The sequence below is a fragment of the Mesorhizobium sp. C399B genome, from assembly GCF_030323185.1.
Lineage (GTDB): Bacteria > Pseudomonadota > Alphaproteobacteria > Rhizobiales > Rhizobiaceae > Mesorhizobium.
In genome coordinates this window covers 369,236-388,396 of the sequence record NZ_CP100472.1, presented here as the reverse complement: position 1 = coordinate 388,396, position 19,161 = coordinate 369,236, and the positions used below count along the sequence as shown (strand labels likewise).

General features: G+C 58.8%; 14 protein-coding genes and 1 pseudogene. 12 read left to right on the top strand and 3 right to left on the bottom strand.

Annotated elements, in window-relative coordinates:
- Positions 1 to 80 precede the first annotated feature (80 nt).
- Together NLY36_RS01920 and NLY36_RS01915 are read left to right on the top strand one after the other, a co-directional pair.
- Entirely contained in the window at positions 81 to 608 is a 528-nt protein-coding gene (locus tag NLY36_RS01920) for a DUF2569 family protein (RefSeq protein WP_245260196.1), read from the top strand.
- A gap of 336 nt (positions 609 to 944) precedes the next feature.
- Positions 945 to 2,225 carry a tyrosine-type recombinase/integrase gene (locus tag NLY36_RS01915; RefSeq protein ID WP_023695351.1) on the top strand — a complete coding sequence of 427 codons (1,281 nt, stop codon included), beginning with the start codon at positions 945 to 947 and terminating at the stop codon, positions 2,223 to 2,225.
- Between the two features lie 154 nt (positions 2,226 to 2,379).
- Here NLY36_RS01915 and NLY36_RS01910 read toward each other — a convergent pair whose 3' ends face one another.
- On the bottom strand, positions 2,380 to 2,871 hold the full coding sequence (locus NLY36_RS01910) for a hypothetical protein (RefSeq protein ID WP_156933168.1): 492 nt from the start codon (positions 2,869 to 2,871) through the stop codon (positions 2,380 to 2,382).
- Between the two features lie 890 nt (positions 2,872 to 3,761).
- Between NLY36_RS01910 and NLY36_RS01905 the strand changes: the two genes are divergently transcribed.
- The 6 genes and pseudogenes from NLY36_RS01905 to NLY36_RS01880 all read left to right on the top strand — a co-directional run.
- A complete protein-coding gene (locus NLY36_RS01905) occupies positions 3,762 to 4,451 on the top strand; it encodes a GDSL-type esterase/lipase family protein (protein ID WP_023695349.1) in 690 nt (229 codons plus the stop codon).
- Positions 4,452 to 4,805: 354 nt separating this feature from the next.
- Positions 4,806 to 11,942: a hypothetical protein gene (locus tag NLY36_RS01900; protein WP_023695348.1), complete on the top strand. Its 7,137-nt coding sequence runs from the start codon at positions 4,806 to 4,808 to the stop codon at positions 11,940 to 11,942.
- A 13-nt stretch (positions 11,943 to 11,955) separates the two neighbouring features.
- Positions 11,956 to 13,611 (top strand): MotA/TolQ/ExbB proton channel family protein, encoded by a 1,656-nt coding sequence (locus NLY36_RS01895; RefSeq protein WP_023695347.1) that lies wholly within the window; start codon positions 11,956 to 11,958, stop codon positions 13,609 to 13,611.
- Positions 13,608 to 14,180: a hypothetical protein gene (locus tag NLY36_RS01890; RefSeq protein WP_023695346.1), complete on the top strand. Its 573-nt coding sequence runs from the start codon at positions 13,608 to 13,610 to the stop codon at positions 14,178 to 14,180. The genes NLY36_RS01895 and NLY36_RS01890 overlap by 4 nt, the downstream gene beginning before the upstream one ends.
- Before the next feature lie 38 nt (positions 14,181 to 14,218).
- Positions 14,219 to 14,848: a hypothetical protein gene (locus NLY36_RS01885; RefSeq protein WP_156933169.1), complete on the top strand. Its 630-nt coding sequence runs from the start codon at positions 14,219 to 14,221 to the stop codon at positions 14,846 to 14,848.
- A gap of 8 nt (positions 14,849 to 14,856) precedes the next feature.
- Positions 14,857 to 15,281, top strand: a pseudogene (locus NLY36_RS01880) (DDE-type integrase/transposase/recombinase); the annotation flags it as partial.
- Between the two features lie 7 nt (positions 15,282 to 15,288).
- Here the strand turns inward: NLY36_RS01880 and NLY36_RS01875 are convergent.
- The gene (locus NLY36_RS01875; protein WP_156933171.1) at positions 15,289 to 15,615 is read right to left on the bottom strand and encodes a hypothetical protein; all 327 of its coding nucleotides are present in this window, start codon (positions 15,613 to 15,615) and stop codon (positions 15,289 to 15,291) included.
- Positions 15,616 to 15,918: 303 nt separating this feature from the next.
- On the opposite strand from NLY36_RS01875, the gene NLY36_RS01870 reads away from it, so the two are divergent.
- The 4 genes from NLY36_RS01870 (at position 15,919) to NLY36_RS01855 (ending at position 18,381) form a co-directional block, all read left to right on the top strand.
- A complete protein-coding gene (locus NLY36_RS01870) occupies positions 15,919 to 16,563 on the top strand; it encodes a tyrosine-type recombinase/integrase (protein ID WP_245260197.1) in 645 nt (214 codons plus the stop codon).
- Positions 16,564 to 16,571: 8 nt separating this feature from the next.
- Entirely contained in the window at positions 16,572 to 17,192 is a 621-nt protein-coding gene (locus NLY36_RS01865; protein WP_023735381.1) for a hypothetical protein, read from the top strand.
- 102 nt (positions 17,193 to 17,294) lie between these two features.
- Positions 17,295 to 17,711, top strand: a complete 417-nt coding sequence (locus NLY36_RS01860; protein ID WP_023735382.1) for a hypothetical protein — start codon at positions 17,295 to 17,297, stop codon at positions 17,709 to 17,711.
- 283 nt (positions 17,712 to 17,994) lie between these two features.
- Entirely contained in the window at positions 17,995 to 18,381 is a 387-nt protein-coding gene (locus tag NLY36_RS01855) for a DUF3768 domain-containing protein (protein ID WP_245260198.1), read from the top strand.
- A gap of 258 nt (positions 18,382 to 18,639) precedes the next feature.
- Here the strand turns inward: NLY36_RS01855 and NLY36_RS31490 are convergent, their stop codons facing one another.
- Positions 18,640 to 19,035: a tlde1 domain-containing protein gene (locus NLY36_RS31490; protein ID WP_084026161.1), complete on the bottom strand. Its 396-nt coding sequence runs from the start codon at positions 19,033 to 19,035 to the stop codon at positions 18,640 to 18,642.
- Positions 19,036 to 19,161 lie beyond the last annotated feature (126 nt).

Genomic DNA, 19,161 nt, shown 5'->3' with positions numbered 1-19,161 from the left:
TGCACAATCCAGAGGTGCGAGCTAAACAACCCAGGGATGCATTCGAGGGTGGGTAAATGTGGCATTGGGCGATACTTCTGTTGCTGATTGGCGTGCCGGTTTTCTTCGCCGTCCGGTCGTCGCGCAAATCCTCACAGAGCCCAGATGACCTCGTGGGGTTCGGCGGCTGGCTGATCCTGCTGGCGATCAGTCTGTCCCTTTCGCCGTTGCGCACACTTGTCGATATGGCCAGTCTGGTCAAAACCTACCAACAGCTTGTTACAGTGCCCAACGGGGCCTTGGCCATCTATGGCGAGGCAGCCCTCAATCTGGCATTTCTGGTGCTTCAGCTGGTCGTGCTTGTTTCGATGCTGCGGCGAAGCCACCGCTTTCCGCAGCTGTTCATATGTCTGTGGTTCGCGATCCCTCTCTTATTCGTACTGGACACAGTTTGGATATCGACTGTGCTTGGTGTCCCGGTAAACCGTTTGCTTGCCGGAGGGGCTCTGGTTACACCTTTGGCATCCTTCATAGTCACAGGGATCTGGGCCGCTTATGTATACAGGTCGGTCAGGGTGAGAAACACGTTCGGCGATACGGCGGCCATACAGGCTGCGACATTTTCCTAGAAGGTCCGACGGCTGCGAGTTGGCCTGATGTCGTGCTGCCAGCTCCGCCGAATAGAACCGTCGGCAGTCCTCCTTCGTCTAACGAGCTTCGAGTGGCCTGCCACCCGAAGCTCGAAGAGCGAAGGGTGGTGCCCCCGGACGGAATCGAACCGCCGACCTTCGGTTTACAAATTTTATGCCGTGGCACCCCAAGGGGTAACAGTCCCTCACGTGCAAAATGGTATAACATCGAAATTTCAGATAGTTGATTGCATCTGAGCATCGGTTTGCATAACGGTGCCGAACGTAGTATCACATGCTCGTGGTTACCCCTGGTGTTACCCGGAGCCAAAACCGATGCCAAGCCCGATCCCTGGGCAGTTCAAAAAAGCCGCTGCGTTCATCAACAATTTGAAGCCAGCGACGGCACGGCAAGAGATACCCGACAGCACCCAATCTGGGCTCTATCTGGTGGTGCAACCGAGCGGCGCTTTGTCCTGGGCAGTGCGGACGAAGATCGACGGGAAGGCGTCCAAAGTGACCATCGGACGCTATGACGAAGTGGGCAGCGCCGACGACCGCATTGGAACCCTCATTTCGTCGACGCAAGCGTTGAATGTCACCCAAGCCCGCATCATCGCTGAACGCGTTCGCAACGACGCAAAGCGCGGCAACGATCCCCGGCAACAGAAGATTGACAAGACGGGCTTGGCCGCTTGGTTCGATGATTTCGTTAAGACCGCTCGCACCAAAGGCTTTAAGGGCAGGGCGGTCAAAGCCTCGACCGCTGATGAATACGAGCGCATCATCGCGACCAATATCAAGCCCCACTGGAACCACGTCACCGACATCAGGACCCTTGACTATCGCGAGATTGAAAAACTCCTGGACAAGCTAGCGCCGGGTGCTCGCCGTAACGCCTTCGCGGTTCTTTCTGCATTCTTCCGTTGGAAGCCAGTAGCGCGAGCGATCGGCCGCAACATCATTGAGCTTGCCACAGCTCCGGGCAAACCGATCAGCCGCGACCGCGTGCTAACACACGACGAAATCAAGATTGTTTGGAAGGCGGCAGAGAAATGCGGTTATCCGTTTGGTCCCATAACCCAACTGCTGTTGTTGACCGGCCAACGCCGGGACGAGATCGCCGAACTCAAATGGTCTGAAATTTCTGACGATCTGACCGCGATCACGCTTGAAGCATCGCGAACTAAAAATTCCCGCCCCCAAATCGTACCAATAGCACCACTGGCTAAGACGATCATCGAGGCATTGCCAAGGATCGCAGATGCAGACGGGAAGCCTTCGGAATACGTTTTCACGACAACCGCTACCACGCCATTCAGCGGCTTTAGCAATGGCAAGAAGGCACTGGCTACGCATTGCGGCGAACCGGCTTTGCCCGAATGGCATCTCCACGATTTACGCCGTACCTGCGCGACGGAACTCGCGAGGCTTGGAATCAAACAGGAGGTCACCGAGGCAATCCTAAACCACAAAACCGGCAAAGTGAGCGGGGTTGCCGCCATCTATAATCGCTACGAATATCAAGAGGAAAAGCGCGACGCTTTGGAACAATGGACGAACCGTGTGCAAGCGATTACCGCGAATAACGTAACAATGTTGAAAAAGTCCGGCTAGACCTGGAAGTCTTATGGGCTGCATTTTCTCCTAAGGACGACAGGTCTGCCGATTTGCGCGCGTGCTCAACTCTCGGGCTTCTGTAGGCACGCCAGACGGCGGAGCAATTGGAATGGCACCCCTACGATGACGCTAGTGGTAGTTTGTGTTTTTGCTATTCTTCGGCCGGGTCGGTCGTTTGTATGCTTAATCCTTGGATCCAGTGCGCGCGTTTACTCCGTCTCTCGTGTATCCCTAAAAACAGGGATCGTCCGCTATTCACCAAAGCAAGCGCGTCACTGGCAAAGCGCGGGGAAACAGGAAGCCACGCTGTCCAGCATGGTTCGCCGCGCACCTTGTCGATCAGTCCCATGCCTGAAGGGGGATTGTAGATAGGGATTTGCTTGCCGCGGTATGAGCGAAACTTAAGCGAGCCACGCTCGCCTCGCGCCTGTACATTTTTGACCGTTGCCTCATTGCGCCGCAGGTCCGAATTCGAACCGTATATGGTCACCTCAAAAGCTTGGCCCGCCCGTCGTTCTGGGTATGTCGCCACGCCGTCGAATGTCAGTTGGATTGTAGTCCGATAAAGTGGGGAGTCGTCATCCAAATCCCAAGCATATTGAGGCTGATATATACCGGGTTCGATGCGAGTTTCGACGTTCATCTCGCAGTGCTCCACTTTGATGGCAAGATGGGTATGTTCCTCTTCGGACGGGTGCTTCCTCGTGCGGGGCATCTGATCGCTCACCTTACGAATGACTATGCTAGGTCGATCCTAATCTCCATGTGGTCCTTCTAAAGGCAAAGGCTAGCGCTGCAGCTGTACCCGATCAGTTTCCGGCCATGTCCAGTGCCGCAGACCTGCGCGTTAAGCCTGAGAGCAGGGAATTCGTGGAAGGCGTTCAGCGGCAGGCCAGTTGTTTACACCGAAGATGTCGGCGGTTCGAGCCCGTCATCGCCCACCATATAACTTACTGAATTTAAAACATTATTGCTCTTTGTTCGTCTGCCTGCCATTCTTCGGATTATGCCGCTAGCAACAAACTAGCAACTGGAACAGCAGCCATAGGGCCGGTAGCAGGCCGAGAAGTCCGGCATTTTGCGGCCAGGAATCGCTATTCATTGGGATGGCCCTCCCCATAAAATAGAGCCTGCTGCCCTCTGATCTCCGAGGAGGCCCCCGCGATGACCGGAAGTTACCCATCTCGCGAACAGCTGGTTTCACAACCTCTAATCCGGCTTCAGGTTTCCCGCCTTTAGTAGCCTCGTCGTGGGGCCCACGAGTTTGAGTCAGCAATAGGCCCCTGGCTCCGAAAACGGGAAACGACGCACAACTGTAGAGATGCGGTTGACTTTACCCCTGGACCCAGGGTGAGCGAACTGGAACTCGTCAACCTGACGATCAGTTAAGCAGGAAATCCGGAGGGCATATCATCCGCGCGGCGTGGCCACCTTCCTTCGCCGATGCAGTCGTGAGAATTTGCTGTTACGATACATCGCGGGCTCTGAGGCTTAGGTAAGGATAGCCACGAATTGTCCGCTGGGAGGTAGACCATGACAAAAGTGCGTGACGTTTCGTTTGTGGCCCTTGCCACACTTTCCGCGACGTTGGGGTTAGCCGGCAACGTGGATGCCGAGGATGCACCTCCGACAATCGTCACCCTCGGCGACAGCTACATCAATAGCGCTGGAGTAGTTGCCAGTGAGAGCTTTGCGACCAAGCTAAAGGCTGGGCTGAACGCTGCCGGGCATCCCGTGACAATTATCGAGGTGGGGTACTTGGCGACCAGCAAACGGGGTCTCACTTGGCTGGCGGAATACAAGGACGGCCTTGACCTTCAGGCGAGCCCTGCAAACCACGTTGTCATCGTTGAATTGGGTCAGAACGATTGCGCTCGTATCGACCTGGATCACACGCGAGCGAACCTCGACCAGATTCTGAGTATCCTCGCCCAGAAACGCATTCCAGTGCTTGTGGTTGGAACTGCGGCACTTGACGAATGCTCGTCTATACTCTCCGCTGGGCACGAGGCCGACTATCCCGAGCAGTTTTCAAAGATGTTCTCCGAACTGGCGACCAAGCACGGAGACTTGCTCTACGCTGACTTCAAGGAGGGCGTGACTGGGCATTCGGAGTTGCTGCAAGCGGACAAGAACCACCCAAATGCAGCGGGGGATGCGATCATCGTTAGAAACATGCTCCCTGTGGTTGAGGCGCTCCTCGCGCAGGTGCAACCGCGTTGAACACCCGTCTGAAGAACGAACGGCGTCTATGGAAGCTGGGCCTTCTCAGTAGCGAATTGGCAGGCGTGAGCAAGGCCCGAAGAAAGGTCTTTTGTCCACATCATGAGCATGAAACGCCCACCCGCCATAGGGCAACTCCTGACTGGAAGCCCTTACGTCTACCACGACATCAACGGCAGCTTTGCGCCTCAAGTCGGCCACTCGACTATCTCTTCTCTGTCCCCGAAAGCTGCCAGTCGCTCAATTGCTGAAGAATCCAGTAGAAATGCAATTTATTGGCTTGACACCGAAGTTCAGATGCCGCTCTTTTGAATAGATCGCTTTTTGGGGGACAGGGCGATGCGGCATCATAGCATGTTTCTCAGAGCTTGCGCCGCCGTCGGCATGGCGCTCTTGTTCATGTTCGGCGGCCTTGCGCCGGTGCTTGCTGGAGGCGTCGTGGCTTCGGCGGAAACGCCCGCCGGCGCGCTAGTCCAAGGCGGCACGCTGGTCCTTGAGGCGTCGTCGTCACATCTTTCGATCCAGCTTTATTGGGACGACACCCAGCGGCAGCGTACCAGCTTCCGCTACCTGACCATCGTGCCGCTGACCGCCGACAGGGACCAGATCTTGTGGCGCCTGCTGATCGGTGGAGGAGCCAACGTCGCCAAGATAGCGGCGCGCGGCGAGGCCGAGGCAAGCTGGGAAAAAACCAATGGGCTTCCCGCTGACGGCACCCCAGAGGACGCACTGCAATATTCGATTGCGGTCGCGCCCGAAGAGATTGCCCCGATCCAAGCGGCCATGAATCGGCTCGAAGCTGACAAGAGCAACCGCACGCTGTCGGGCTATGCGCGATTCGGCGTAACTACCCTCATTGATGTGGTGCGCGCTGCCAATTTCAAGCAGCAGGTGGCTTCCGACAATGTCGTCGAACTGTTTCCTGATCCGAACCAGTTTGGAGCTACTCCGGTTTCCTGGCTTTACGGCCTGATGCAGCTCAACAGCGGTGGTCCCGGCGGCCAACTGGAAGGTTGTGCTACCCGGAAGTTCCTATCGCCGGCCGATCTCGATAGCGGACTGCTCGACCGGTTGGGGCAAGCGCTAGGCAACAATATGGAGCAGCGGGCATCCATCGGCTTCTTCGGGTTCGTCAGGCTCTATGCCGGCCTGCCCGAGTACATCGCGAACAACGACGTGGCGGCCGACCTCCTGCCTTTCCTGCAGTTCGATCCGGTAATGATCGATATCTATGACTGTCAGATGCTACAGGCGATGCGCGGTAGTGACGGATTTCCCGACACCATCGTTGGTCGCAGTCAGATATACCGCGCTTTTGACGACTACCTCGCCCGAACCAGCAAGCCAGAGGACGGGAGCGTGAGCCCGTTTCCCGGCGGCGAGGCGCCAAAATTCTTCAAGGCTGCGTACCTGGTCACCCGGCCGCTCGGCGTTTCATTTGTCGACCTGCTTGAACGCCAATCAGCCGAGGTACTCGACCTTGTTTGGAAACCTTTGTTCGGAGTCGGGGGCGCCCTCGGGATTGTCAACCTCGCCGAAACCCCTGACCTGCCCTCAACCTCGACCCGCACAGCACTGCGCGAAATCAACGTCGCACTCTTCGAGCTCAACCGGACCATCATGCGACGGCTGTTCGCCCGGCCTGGACGCATCTTCGATCCGCTCGACACCAACAATCCGGCCATGGCCGGATATGGCAAGGCGACAGCTTTCGATCTGCGGATGGTTGTCGCCGAGCAGATGACCATCGAGCGTTACTTGCGTGACAAGAGGCCAGGGCAACAGACCATACGCCAGTTGACCGCCTACAGCCGCATCCTCCCTGGTCTCGACGTCGAACGTGTCTTTCGGCCGGACAACGGTAAGAAATGGGAGCACCTCAAGCAAATCCGCGACGTTTATGCCGCGGTCAACGCCACGGGCATTCAGCCAGACTTCGCGAACTTCAAGTATCGGGTAGCGATCGGCTCGGCCTATGTGTTGATCCTGCACGGGGTCGATCCAACGACGGAACTCAAGCCCTATCTCGACGCGCTCTGGCCGACCCTGCGCCAGCGACCCACAAACACCGAGGCTCGAGCGCTTGATGATCGTATCCGCGCCCTGCGTGCGGCTCCTGACATCCTGCTCGCTGCCGATGGGGGTAAGTCGGCGCCAGCCCTACTGCAGCGGGGTGTCGCCGCGTTCCTTTCGCCAATTGCAGTGGTTGACGATTGGCTTGATTGTTCGGCGGGCGATGTTCTCGCACACCGCGCCCAACCGCAAGGTCTTGCGTCGCCAGAAGCCCGCCGTGCATTCCTCGCGAAGTTCGGGCCGGCAGCCGCGATTGCCGCGTTCGAATTGCTGCCTCAGGGCGGCGCCATCGACGGGGCGGCGCGTCCGCCGACTAGCCTCGCGCCAAACGCCTGCACAGCCATTCATACTCGTTTCGTCGCATTGCAATGCGCACTCCAAGCCACCAGTGCCGACGGCTGCAAGGCCGAGCTCGCGGCCTCTGTCCATACGACAAAAAATGACGGCTCCGACGCGGTTTTCCTGTTCGAAGAGAGTGTCGCAGCCAAAGCCTTTGCTGCTCAGTTGGGTCCCTTCTTCACCGCGGAGCTGGCGAAGAGCACCCCCATCGAGTCCGTCGTTGAAGAAGCCCGCATCGGCGCCAATCTTTACGCCCGCAAGTCGGCCATGTTCTCCGCCCTCAATGCGGCTTCCGAGCGGGCCCTCGCGAACTACGGCGCGGGAATCACCGCTGCGGATCTCGAGGCGCCGCGGGCGCTGTTCGGCCCCAGCACCGGCAAGGTTGGAACCGAAGGCGACGGCGGGTTTAGCGTCGACGATGCCGCCCTAGCGCAACTCGACAGCGAACTTTCTAAGTCTCGCCTTGCGGCCACCATTGATCAGCGCCTGGCTGCGCTGACGCCCATTCTCGTCAAGCTTGATGCCTACTACGATCCGAATGCGCCGATCGTACTGCAGGGGCTCTCCGATGACCCGGTCGCCAGCACCGCCACCTCGACCACCGAGGAAATCATTTCGCTGGCACCGGCGGCAGTGGCCGAGACCGTCCTAAAGCTCGAGTCCACCCTTGCCGAAGCCGGTATCGAGCTCAAGGTCTCGCCAACAGGCACATCGGCCGCAGGGCTGCCGCTGCACGACGTTTCGGTCTACTACCGCATGCCTGCGGGCAATGGCGCGACCGCCTGCGAACTTACCTCTGCCACTCCGTGCCGCGGTGGTTCCGAAGAACTTGTGCCTCTCGGCATCGAAATTCATCGCGTGGCCAAAACGGCTGACGGCGGCTTGCAGACGACAGCACTTGCGGGCGAGCAGGACACCGATCTCAATGGCTCGGAGGCAAACGCCGCGCTCCATCGCCTTGGTCTGCCAGCGATATTTGCCGTGCATGGCCTTGGGTTCGAAAGCTCGAAAGACCTCAATACACTGTCCCTGTCCTTTGGCTTCGATGTGGCAGGCCTGAGCGGCTCGGGCCTAACTCTGCCTATCATTGAGCAGGGCGTCGCCGTCGATGTCCGCGGCGCTCTGGAAACGGCCGTACGCCAAAAGATCGAAGCATTCGATATCGGGGCGAGCTTTGAGCAGCTGCGCCTCCCGGCTTTCGGCTCGAAGGGAAAGGGAATGTGGCTAGCGCCCGATCCTGAAGGCGCAAAAGTGTCGTTGGATTGGCCCGGGCAGGTGTTGGTGGCCAACATCGGCTACCGGCTTGGCTTCGGGGCCGATGACGGCGGGCTGATGTCCGCGAAAGCCGAGTTGCTGGCCACCGGCAAGGGCTTCGAAGTTCGGCAGCTGTCGTTTGATGGTAAGGGCGCCGAGGCCTTCGTCACCAGCTTGCTCGATCGCAGCGGACTGAGGGACGCCCTCAAGGACAAGCTGGACGCTATCTCCATTGACCCCGAGTACACCAATGCGCAGTTGGTGCTGGCCGTCTCCGGCAATTTTTCTGTCGGAAGCTGCAAAGTCGCCGTGGTGGTTCGCGTGCCGGCCGGAGAGTTCGCCGCCGATCCGGCCAGGGTAGTAACCCGCATCACCACATCGGGCGAACAGATTGCAAACGACGTCGCCAACTGCGCTGTCGAAAAGACCCTCGACGGGGTCGTGCAGCTGCTTGAGGCCAAGTCGCTCCGCCTCTTTGGGCTGACACTGGCGATCGACAATGCCGATGAGCTGACTGAGGAGTACGCGCTGAACCCTGGTCTTGCCGAGTTGCACCCGAAACTTCTGCTCGTCGATAACCGGGATTGCGGTGACCTCGCGGGGCCGGCAAGTGGTACTATCACCGGAGCGATCATTCGCCTCGCCGCCGGCACCGCCAAGCTCGACCTTTCCGGAATCGCTAAGCTCGAAAGCGAAGCGCAGCTTCTGGGTCGCGCCGTTGAATGTCGGCTCAGGTCGCTGGTTGCCCCGGGCGGATCGTTGGACGTGACGGACTATCAGCTCAGCGGCGAGACTTTCTCGGCGGCCGTCACCATCCGCGATTTGCCATGGCTTGGCGACATTTCTCTCGGCCGCATCAACATCTCAGCCCTCGGCACTGAAGACCCGGAGAAAATCCTCACCGACGCCGTCGGAGCGGCTCTGGAGGCGCGTGTCAGCGATGAAGTCGCCCGCCGGCTTACCGGCAAGGTGGCGATGCCAGGTATTGGCGATTTCGAATTGCTCGCGGGAGGTACCAAGGTCTCCCTGTTCGGCCCTAAGGCAGGCATCGAGCTCAAGGGGCGGGTCGACATCCAGAGCATCAAGGCCACCGCCACATTGAGCATCCCCTTCAAGGGTCTGCCCGGCAGCGCCCGGGTCACGATGGACGTCGGCCAATCGCTGCAAGATACCATTCTAGGTGTCATAGGCGACCTCCTGCCCTTCGGCGGCGATCAAGTACAGGTCTCTGCACCACGCCTCGAACGGCTCGACGCCAACGGCCGTCGCTTCGGGTTCGTCTTCGGCATAACCGCCAATTTCGCCATGGACCCCAGTCCTGGATTCAAGATCGAGATCAAGCGCATTATCATCACCGATCAGGATATCCGACTGGGTGGCCAGATCAGGCTTCGTCTCGGCTACGACCTCGAGTTCGTGTATTTCGCGATCACCGACATTACCGTCATCTACGATACCGGCGAGGGTGGCGGCCAAAACGGCGTGATCCTTGAGGCGTCTGTGGCGCCGTTCGCCTCGGCGCTCAAATACATCATCAAGCTCGAGGGCGAGCTCGACCTTCGCGAATTGGGTTCGAAGCGCTTTACGCTGCGTTCCGCGCTCATCCTGCTCAATTCGCTCGACCTGATGTTTGCCACGGGAACGATTGACCTCGATCAGACCTCCGTCACGTTCGATGCGCGGACGTCTCCCGCTGTGGCTGAGGTGCTCGACATACACGGCTCAGGCAAGTTCCTTGGCAAGGAGGGCATCGCCTCGGCCGACGCCGTCATGGGTATCCTTGGGGTCAAGCTCTCGCAGACCGAAATGCTTGCCTGCAGCAAGCCTTGCGAGGACCTGCCTGCGCCGGAAATGCTCCGCGTCCGGGTCAGCCAGAATCTTCTCATCGGCGACGCAAACCTGCTCGGCACGACCGATTTCGAATTGAACGATCCTCGGATCGGCGGACGGGTCGACCTCGATCTGTTCGGTTGGCATCCCGCTTCCGCCACTCTCGATGCGAGTCTCGCCTCCGTGATCGCGTCGCTGCGCTTCATCGGCATTGGCGTTACCGTCATTACGCCATCGATCGAGACCATGACCCCTGGGCTCCTTTCGGACATTCTCAAGAACCTGCTCGACATCGATCTCAAGTCGCTGCTCAAGCTGAAGCTCAAGGACATCACCGTGTCCCTGATGCACGGCAACGGCTCGGTCACGACCACCAAACCCAACGCTCCCAATGATCCCAACGGCCAGAAGCCCGGCGGCAACGGCGCGAGCCAGGCTCCAGACCCTGGTTCCACCGCGCCAAAGCCCTACACCAACACCGCGCCTGATCCCGGCGCCGCCGCCCCCAAGACAGAACCCCAGTTCCCTGGGGTGAACGAGCGGTTCGGCGAAGCCAGTGTCGAAGCGATCTACTGCGAAAAAGTCTTCGGCACCGGCGCGTCCTGGCCGGCGAACGACGGTGACCGGTTCGAGTTCTGGGTCTACGAAAAGCGCGATGCCGCGGCGCGCCTCTACAGTGGTCACACCCATCCAGACCCCTCGAAGGTCACCTGGCACGACTGGACCTTTGACGCGGCCGCGGCGCGGGTGATCTGCGACAAGGGAGTAAACCCTGTGCACGAACTCAACTGGGAGAAATTCCCCCGCGTCGGTGTCGGCCGTCAGATCAGCGTGCAATACGGGGATTGCATCGACAACGTCCCGTCGATCGGCCTGTGGGCGCTGGTCGGCGAGGCGCTCCGCGATAAGAACAAGTTCGTGACCTCCTACAAGCCGGTGCTGTGCTGGCAGAAGGGCAGTGAGCTTTACGACCTGCGTGTGCGGCTCCTCCACAATGGTGAGGGCTATCTCGGGCTGGTCGAATGCACGGCCCCCGTGGTGGCGCCTCAGTGGCTCGAGAACGAGCCGCTCTTCCATCGGGCCTGTCGCGAACGCTCCGGCCTTCTTGACCTCGGCACTCTCGCGGATGTCAATGATGGACTCCTAACGGCAAGTCAGGAATTCACGCTGCTCGACATCCGGGCGAGGCATCTGCTGACGACCGGCCAGGCTTCGTTCCCCGAACAGAAACTGTCTTTCCAGGTGCCGTTGTCGGCCGGTGCAATCGATGTGACGGTTTTCCCGGTATTTGATCGGGACGGCGTCGAGGTCGGGAGCCGCGTCCTAATGCAGGGCCCGGATGGCAAGACCCTGACCACAACGCTGACCCGGGACGATCCACTCTCGCCCTGGCTGGCGCTGCCCGGTTTCCAGCAGGAGATCATCTCGCTCTGGTTCGAAGACGGCCGGCACCCGGTGGTCGACTTCAGCCGAACAGGGACCGATCTCGTTCTGTCGTCCGGCGGCCCTCAAAGACTTTGGCTCTGGCGGGACGACCCTGCAGCATCGCCGGTCGGGCGTCGCGCTTTGGTCGTTGCACCGGAGGACCTGCACGGGGATCCCTTGCCGGCTTTCCTCGAAGCCCTGGCGCCAGAGATTCGTCTCCTGCCCGAGCCGGACGCGACATGGAACACCTTCATTGGAATCGCCCCGCAGAGCGACATACGGCTTTATGTCTTGGGCAGCGGGTCCGGCCAGGTTCGCATCCTGCTCGATCTCTATAGACAGCCGGCCGGGCCTGAGCGACCGCCTGGCGACTATTCCGCGACCGACCGCACCACGCGCCGTATCTGCCAATCGAGCGAAGCACTGGGCGCGGCTCTGAAGGCGGGTCTCGGAGCAGCGGCCGAGGGTCTGACAGCGGATGCGATTCTGGCGGCCCCTGACGATCTGCTGAAGCTGGGACCGCCTGTGCATCCACTAATCATTGTCCGGCAGCAGCCAGCATGTGTTTGATGGGACGAGATCGATGACAGTGATAGCGGAAACCGAGGACACGGCCGGCGCTCGGCTCGATGCGTTGCCGGAGGGCTCGACGTACCACCGCTTCCTCGAGGCCATGCTACTGATGCGCGTGCTGTTGTTCGAGCGCACGCTGTCGCTGACCAGACGCGGGTGGTGGCTGGTCTGCCTGGTCTCGCTGCTGTTGGGAGTCGTCACCTATGCCAGCATGCAATGGCTTTATCAGGGACGGTTGATCGCCGCCATCGAGGCGGTGGATGGGATCGCCGACTTCTGCGCCGAGACTGAGGGGCTCGATCCGGCAACCTGCCGTGGCAATACCTCCGACGATCGCAGAGTTAGCCCGCAACTGCTGTGGGCGCTTCTGATCAAGGCTGAAGTCATCGCCTCAACAGAGGCCGAAACTCCGGTGGAGCTCGACGAAAAGTTGAGAACGAACCGTCCGGCCCTTGCCGTGAGCTGTTTCTTGAAAGACTCGGTCCTCGTGGTCGACGCCGAGGGCAAAGCCGAGTGTTTGCCCAGCAAAATCGTACCTCCTGCAACAAAGTCGCGCACGCTCGATTTGGTTCTGGGGCTGACTTGGGCCATGTGCCAGAACAGCTCGACAAATCCGGCCACGGATTTTCAAAAGGATCGCATCGCGCATTTCCTAGCCGGCATCTATCCCGGCTCGATGTCCGACGCCTCGGGAGCTCTGTCGGGCGGGCCAAACTGGAGTGATTTTATCGGCGTCCTGATGGCGGGGTTGCGCCTGGCTCCGAGCAGTTCGATCTCCGACGTCGAAATCATTTCCGAACTCACCCGACTCTCGCATGCGCAGTATTCGGTGGACGATAAAGGTCGGCAAGGGTATCGCTTCCTTGAGGCGGACCGGTGCCCCGTTTCGAAGTTGGATGCGCATGACGAGTTTCGGCGCATGCAGGCCTTCCAGAAGTTGGGGGCATTTCTGCTCGGACGGGTCGGATCCAATCCAAACGTGCGCATTGCGTCGACCGATCTGACCTATTGGACCGGGCCAGAGCAACTCTGTCTCATTATCACGGGCTATTTCGCCTTTGTTCTGATCCTGCTGCGCGGCCTTGCGTCGCTCGCGACGGCCCGCGGCGCCGTGCTCGCCCGCGACAATATGCGGGCGACGACGCGCTCCGAGCGACACTTGGAATCCTTTGTCACCAATTGGCTCAAGGCCAAAGCCACGGATCCCGATCCGGCGGTGCGCACCTATTGGAAGGATCTTATAACCGACGAGCTGATCTCTGGCCGTTGGCCGGTCCGCTTCGCGATCGCGACGCTTCCGGCCATCGGCTTCATCGGCACAGTGCGAGGCATCCTCCTGTCGCTGTCCAATGCTGACGCCATTGTTTGGGCCTCGACCCAGGCCGATCGCGCCGACGCGATCGCCACCCTTTCGGGAAGCCTCGGCTTGGCCTTTGCGACGACGATGATTGCACTGCTGATCGGCGTCTTTATCTCGCTGCTCTCGTCGCTTGAAGGGCGCTTTGAAGAACGAACGATCCTAACCTTGTTCAGAGAGGGTAAGGTTGTCGTCTCATCCGTGCAGCCTGTCACGCCGCCAACCGTTGTTCCCCCTGCGCGGTCTCCCCGCCGTTCGGGGGGTTCCCCTGATAGTCCTAATACAAAGCGCGGAGGGCCGAGCGAGTGAGCTTTGATCAGCCGGACAATCCGTTCTTCCTGAGCTTCACCGATGTCCTTACCTGCGTATTGGGCGGGTCGATCTCGCTATTCCTGATTTTCGTGACTTTCGTGAAGCTGGTTCCGGCGGAACAACCGAGCCGAGCCTCGGCCGGCCTCGATCAACGGGCCGGAATTCTCCGCGCACTCGACCGGGAAAAGACCGCCGGCGCCTCCGCCGCCACCCTGCAGCTGGTTTCGGAAAGTTGCCCGACCATCAACTCCATTACAGTGGAAAAGGCGGAAATCTGGTCGCTTACCAGTGTCGGGCCAAAAGGGGAGAGCCTGTGCGGGCGCCTGATTGTGTTTCAAGACGGGTTGCCCCGCACGACCACCCCCATCAAAAGCAAAGTTATTCCCACCCATCCGGTCTGGATAACGCTCACAGTTGGGGCCAGCGTGTGGCCGCGACGCGTCGTTATCGATGCTGAAGCATTTCGCCAGATGGACGCGCTCCTAACCATTGTCCCCTCGGCGCAGGTGCTAAACATCGCCACAACTGAGATTTTGCGCCCCTTCGCAGACGAGGCCGCACCATGAGGCGCCGACGCCAGCGGCCGGCCGAGAGCAGTCTTGCCTTGAGCTTCATCGACACAATTTCAGGCGGCTTCGGCGCGGCGTTCTTCCTCTTTCTAATCTTTGCCTCGATGCCATTCGAAAGCTCGTCGGCTTCGGGCGGCGCGAGCCGGTTTATGGAAATCTGGTTGCACTGGCAGTCATCCGCCGACCTCATGGAAATTACCCTCGAGCATGAGTCCGGCGTCAAAGTTCGGATGACCGCGAGCGACTTCGCGATAGATCCTTACACAGGAGCGTTGAGCGCCAAGCTCGACAAACCCCTCTGGCGCTCCGCCCAGGTGAACGGCTTTTCCTGGTTTGGCGAGACCGCGATGCAGAACGGCGCACAGGCGGCGACTCGGCTCCGCGTGGCCGATCCCTGTCCCGGCAAGTGGCGGATAACCGCTACGCTTCACAGTCATCCCGCCGGGCAGACGTGGCTAGCCACGCCGGTCGCCGTGTCCTACGACGGCAATGCACGCGTGTTCGACGGCGTCAGCCGCAACAGTGACTATGTTGCCGAGCGGCAGGACATCCTGCCAGGGGCGACGGTCGTGATGCACTGGCAGACCAATGCGGGCGCCAGCGACGAGATCGATGTGCAGGCGCCGCCACGCCAGAAGCTACCGTACTGTCCCAAGACGTCGTAGCGCCGCGTGAAGGGAAGCTGCGGGAAACCTGCCATGAAGCGGTCGGACCGAACGACGTTTGGGCGATGACGTCGTTCACGATCAGCTCGCCACGCGTAGGGAAATCCCTGTGCTGACAGTCGTCGACACGTTCTCTCGCTACGCGCCTGTGCTTGATCCGCGGTTCAGCTACCGCGCCGAAGACATGGCACGGACGCCTGGAACAGGTCTGCCCGGAGATCGGCTATCCGAAGACGACTCGCGTCGGCCAAGGCTCAGAGATCATCTCCCGCGATCTCGACCTGAGGGCCTCCTCAAAAGAGGTCGACTTCAGCCGGCAGGGAAGCTTACCAACAATGCCTACAAAGAAACGTTCAACGGTCGCGTCCGGACAGAGTGTTTGAACTCCCACTGGTTCCTGACACTTGCCGGTGCGGCCGAAACGATGGAGGATGGTGGAATTACTTAGAGCAACTGGCTTTGTCTTTGGGCTCAATCTTAGTTCCATCTCCGCGAACAATAGTCAAGCAATACTTGTTGGCAAAAATCTGATCCTTTTTATCAAAATATTGATCTATGAGATTGCCTACCGCACTCCTTGCTAGACTCGTTCCATAAACACACGCGCCACCAGCGGCTACCTGCGCCTGCGGATTCTGAAGCAAGGTCGCCAAAATTCCGCACCCTGTTACCCCCGCAATATCCGTAAAACTATCATCTGCAGATGCTGAGGTCGCAGCTAAGAGCAGGGTTGATAATCCAGCAATTACTACTGCCCTTATCTTCATTGACTATCTCCCTCCTTGTAGTGTCTCTGAGCGATTGCTAGCACAGTTTCGAGTTCACTGCTCGCAAAAACTGTTGACCTTCTTGCCGAAAGAAACGCCTCGGCGTGGAACAGTGAGGCGTGGTCATCGGGGAAGGCTCAACAGGATCTATCGCCACACCCGCGCCACCTAGACTAGGGGCCGCTTCGTGCATTCATTCTCCTAGGATCGGTCATTCCGCAACCGGCCCCCTAGCGGCCTTTCCGGGTCTCGATAATCGCGCGGCGTTTAATTAGCCGCAATGTTACGAGAGGCGCTCCGCCGGTGCTTTTCGGCTTGAAAATAGGACTAAATGCCTATAATCTGGAATTATCCCATCTCTGGAGCGCAACCCAAATGTCTGGTCGTCAAGCCAAGGTCGTTTCCGATTCAATGTTGCGCAAAATGCTGGCGCATACGCGCAAATCATCGCAACCGATGCGGGATAGGGTGATCATCCTGCTCTCTTGTAAAGCCGGATTGAGGGCCTGCGAAATTGCCGGGTTGGAGTGGTCCATGCTCCTCGATCCCAGGGGGAGCATTGGGAACCTCGTCGTGGTCGAGGACCGTATCGCGAAACGTCAATCCGGACGACGAATTCCTCTGCATCCCAGCCTCAAGGGTGCGCTGTCTCTTTTAAGAGACGAGGGCGGCGATGGCCCCGTGATCCGTTCAAGCCGCGGGGGCGCCATGAAGCCCAACAGCATCGTCAATTGGTTTGTCGAACTCTATCGCGAACTGAACCTCGAAGGGTGTTCGTCTCACTCGGGACGTCGCACATTCATAACGACGGCAGCACGATCCGCGCATCGCGCGGGAGGATGTCTTCGCGACGTCCAACTTCTCGCCGGTCATCGCTCGCTGTCAATGACACAGACCTACATCGACGGCGACACCGATGCCCAACGCCGTATCGTTTCCATGATCTGAGATCGAAAATGTCCGAGAATATGGGGGATGTTCGTAGACCAATTTCGCGCGCGCGGATTTTGAGGATGCCGGTCGCTGAGAAGATCCTGGCGCCTTTCAATCAAGGTGATTTGGATAGCTTGTGTGGCGTGTACTGCGTGATGAACGCTGTCCGATTTTTGTTCCCGGAGTTGGGACGTGAGAAGTCGGTTGGCCTTTTCCAAGTCCTGTCAGAGAGCCTGACGACAAACCGGGTGACGGCCCACGAGACGGTTGGACTGGGGATTGAAATTCCAACTGTCCACGCCCTCGTCGAGGCTGCCTGCGGCTACCTGCGGGAGGGCCTCGATGCACCTATCAGCGCAGCGACACTGACGCCGAAAATCCGTCGGTTCGACGATCTGTGGGCCGCGTTGGGTAAGAGCCTGGGGGACAATCAGGTCGCCATCATCGGTCTCTCTGGTCGCCACGATCATTGGACGGTTGCCTATCGAATGACCGCGAGAACGATCCGGTTGTTTGACTCCGACTCGATGAAAGTTTTGCAGCGGGCGCGGTGCTCGCTCCGCGATCCGAGAGTTCCTTACCAGATTGATCCGGACGAGATCATTCTCATTCGGAGGGGAGGAGGCGTTGATAGTAGAATCTAGTGGAATTTCGGTTGATCGTTCCATCAGTGTGAAATGTCTCTTTCACACTGAAGCCGACACTGCCAATGAGGGTAGTGCGGTTGCCAAAGCGGAACCCCCTCGGTGACGCTGGACGAGTATCTCACCTACCGCGAAATGGTCGCGAAACTCGATCCGGACGCGATGGAAAGGGTCAAGACAAAATCACCGCCGACGGACGAAACTGATTTTGCCCTGAGGGTTTCGTACGTCATCCTCAACAGCGGGATGAGGTGGACGGTAGCAAAGGATATTTGGGAGCGAATGAGGCCGTCACTGATGGGGACGGGGGAGGTAGGAGACACTTTCGGTCATCCAGGAAAGACCAAGTCCATCAACCTGGTGATGTCGAACAGGTCGGAGTTTTTCGAGGGTTTTAGGTCGGCGTGGGAAGAGGGGCCGGAGAAGGTGATCGATTTCTGTGGAACCTATTCCTCACATCGGCGGGATCACGAAGTACCACCTCGCAAAGAACCTAGGCATCGACGTGGCAAAGCCTGATGTTTGGTTGGAACGAGTCGCGAGCCAATCGGGTGAGACGGTCCAGGCGTTATGCGGCCGACTGTCGAAACAATCGGGAGACAGTGTCTCGACCGTCGATTACGTGATCTGGAAAACGTGTCAGCAAGGGTGGTGGCGTGCGGGAGCATTTCCGGCTGACAAACTCGCGCCCAATTGAACGACCTGACGCAGGCTAACCATACCAAACAAGAACTTGGAAGCGAAACTGACCGGCCATGGGGCCGGCCAGCAAGGATCAACTGTGTCCAAGAAAGGAAAGACCATGACAAACCAGAAGCCAGACATGCTCTTCGGGGAGGTCCATGACATCAGCCGGGCGCTCGATGGGACCGTCATCAAGACCAGATCACTGAACGACGACCTGAGGATTCATCGCCTCGGTGGGAGCATCGTTATCACATCGGGGATATCTGCGCTTGGTCCATCGACGGTCAGGGACATCATCTCGGCCATTACAGCGTTCGACGGTTTCACTTCCGAGAATGATCCCTATGGCGAGCACGATTGCGCGGTCATGACGGTCAGCGAGATGAAGATCATTTGGAAGATCGACTACTACGATCTAAGCCGCCGCTACCATTCCCCTGGCCCGTCGGACCGAAACGTCACGTCGCGGGTGATGACGATCATGCGGGCCGGCGAGTACTGACATGTCGTTGCTGCTGGATGAGCTGGACGACCACCTTAGGCAGACCTCTTTCAGGGATGGTTTCGGCTTGTCTGAAAAGCACCTCGTCTATGCTACCGTGGCCAACAATTCCTTCGCCCAACATTCGTTGCAAGCTGGCCATTCTTCAAAACACATGGGACCAAAGCGCTGCCGGATTCGGCAGCCTTTCGCATATGCCCGAGCCTGCTGGTCCTTTTGAGGTAGCGTTCGCCTTGATCCGATACAGCCCGGCGAATTTTATGGACCATACTCCACTACGGTGAGGTCCCGGTCCCCACTCTCCCAAATCTTCTTTCGAACATCGAGCGCAAGAATGATGCAACCCTGAGATGCTGTGTCAGGGGGCCTTGGTAGTTTCCGATCGCCGTGAATCAAAAAGTTGGATCGCGGTGGGTTGCACATATCATTTGCAATAGCCGGGATCAGTGGTAGTGAAAATTGCGTCGGACTGGCAATCGGATCAGAAATTGTATACTGCCCTCGAGGAATGGGGCCGAAATCCTCCAAGCATTGGGTTACAGGGTTGTTCACGCCCTTTCCGAAACCGGCGTACCCTTGTCCTTCCACGGACGGTTGGTCTATCGGCGATCTCTTTCTGTACAGAGTGCCAAGGCCTTGGCTGTATATCCACATGGACGATCTACCTCCCATTTACTGGCAGCCCGCCCCTTCGATCGGTTGCCTCGGAGCCCATTGACCGGTGGTCTGGCACTGCTGATATGTGCGGGCGATGCAGCCCTCAGCCTCTGGCGAATAATA